This is a genomic window from Promineifilum sp. (SeqCode), assembly GCF_041918635.1.
In the GTDB taxonomy this organism is placed as follows: Bacteria; Chloroflexota; Anaerolineae; order Promineifilales; family Promineifilaceae; genus Promineifilum.
The window spans coordinates 1-1,706 of sequence record NZ_JAYRVJ010000558.1; the positions used below are offsets into that span (position 1 = coordinate 1).

Here is a 1,706-nt window from a genome sequence, read left to right on the forward strand (position 1 = left end):
AGTATAACACGTTTAGACAGGGGTGTAAAGCACAGACGATGCGTGTCAAAGTCATCATCAATCCGCGGTCGGGCAAGGGGCGGGGCCGCGAGCAGACGGATGTGATCGGCGCGCTCGGCAAGCGCTATGGCGAGCTGGACATTTACCCGACCCAGCGGCCGGGCCACGGTCGCGTCCTGGCCGCCGCGGCGGCAGCCGAGGGGTACGATCTGGTGGCCGCGGCCGGCGGCGATGGCACGGTGCATGAGGTGGTCAGCGGATTGGTGGACGCCGGCGGCGGCGAACGGGCCGCTTTGCCATTGGGCATCCTGCCCATCGGCTCCGGCAACGACCTGGCCTACGGTCTGGATATTCTCGACAAGCTGGAACGGGCGGTGCAGCGCCTCTTCAATGGTCAGCCACGTACGGTAGATATGGGGCGGGTGACGGACGACCGCGGCCGGAGCGAAATCTTCCACAACAACCTGGGCATCGGCTTCGACGCCATCGTCGTCATGCGCACCGAGACGATGAAACGGCTCAGTGGGTTTCCGATGTACCTGACGGCCGTCATGCAGACCATCCTGTTCCACTATGGCGCGCCGCCCATGGAAATCCTGTTCGATGGCGAAGCGGTCAACCAGCGCGCGCTATTTCTCTACGTCGGGGTCGGCCCGCGCGGCGGCAGCGGCTTCCTGTTGACGCCCGACGCGCTGCGCGACGATGACCAGCTCGACACCTGCACCGTCAACCCCGTCGGCCGGGTGACCATGCTCTACATGCTGACACGCGTCATGAAGGGCACGCACGTCACGTCGCGGCACGTGACGATGCGCCGCAATCGGGAGATCGCCGTCCGCTCGCCCCAGCCGATGCCCATGTACGTGGACGGTGAGATGTTCGCCTACCCGCGCGACAACGTGCACGAGGTGACGATCACCAGTATGCCGGCCGCCCTACAAGTCATGGTCTAGGAGCAATCTAGAAACCGAGTTTCTTCTGAGAAACTCGGTTTCTCACACAAACAACGTATGCGCACTCTGGAACAAGCACTTCTCGATCACGAACTGATCGTTCTGCGCGTCATCGGCGAATGGCTGGGCATCGATCTGACCGGGACGGACAAGGGCGCGGCCGTCAACGCGCTGGCGAAGGCGCTGGCCCAGGTCGATTTGATGGAGGAAATGGAGTATCTGGAGCCGGAGGAGGCGGCGGCCCTGGCCGACCTGGTGCGGCAGAACGGCCGCGCGCCGGTGGCCGTCTTCGCCCGCGACCACGGCGAGATCCGCCTGATGGGGCCGGGGCGGCTGGAGCGGGAGGAGCCGTGGCTCGACCCGATCAGTCCAGCCGAGGCGCTGTGGTATCGCGGTTTCCTCTATCGCGGCTTCGACCAGACGACTGAAGGGACGCTGGAGTTCTGTTACGTCCCCCAGGAGCTTCTGACCAAACTTGCCCCGCCGCCGTTGCCGACCCTGCGCGAGACGCCGGCTGAGCCGGCGCTGCGCCCGGTGGAGCGGCCCGGCGAGGCGCGCCCCGCCCCCACCGACGCCGTCGACGATCTGACGACGTTGCTGGCGCTGGCCCAGCGCACCGGGCTGGTTCCCGACCGGTTGCCCGACCTGGCCGGACTGCTCGTCAACCCCGACCGCGACCGGCGCTCGCTACTGTTGACGCTGGCGACGGAGATGTCACTGTTGCGCCGGGCGGACGAGCGGTTGCGGCCGACA

At 66.4% G+C, this 1,706-nt stretch carries 2 protein-coding genes; both read left to right on the forward strand.

What is annotated here, in order from left to right; translation table 11 throughout:
• Nucleotides 1-38 precede the first annotated feature (38 nt).
• Nucleotides 39-953, forward strand: a complete 915-nt coding sequence (locus tag ACE3UY_RS16675) for a diacylglycerol kinase family protein (RefSeq protein WP_374688619.1) — start codon at nucleotides 39-41, stop codon at nucleotides 951-953.
• A 57-nt stretch (nucleotides 954-1,010) separates the two neighbouring features.
• A partial coding sequence (locus ACE3UY_RS16680; RefSeq protein ID WP_374688620.1) for a hypothetical protein occupies nucleotides 1,011-1,706 on the forward strand: 696 nt, incomplete at its 3' end.

Bases quoted from the DNA above. Each gene is read 5' to 3' on its own strand.
- ACE3UY_RS16675 (WP_374688619.1), top strand. From the start codon at position 39: ATGCGTGTCAAAGTCATCATCAATCCGCGGTCGGGCAAGGGGCGGGGC.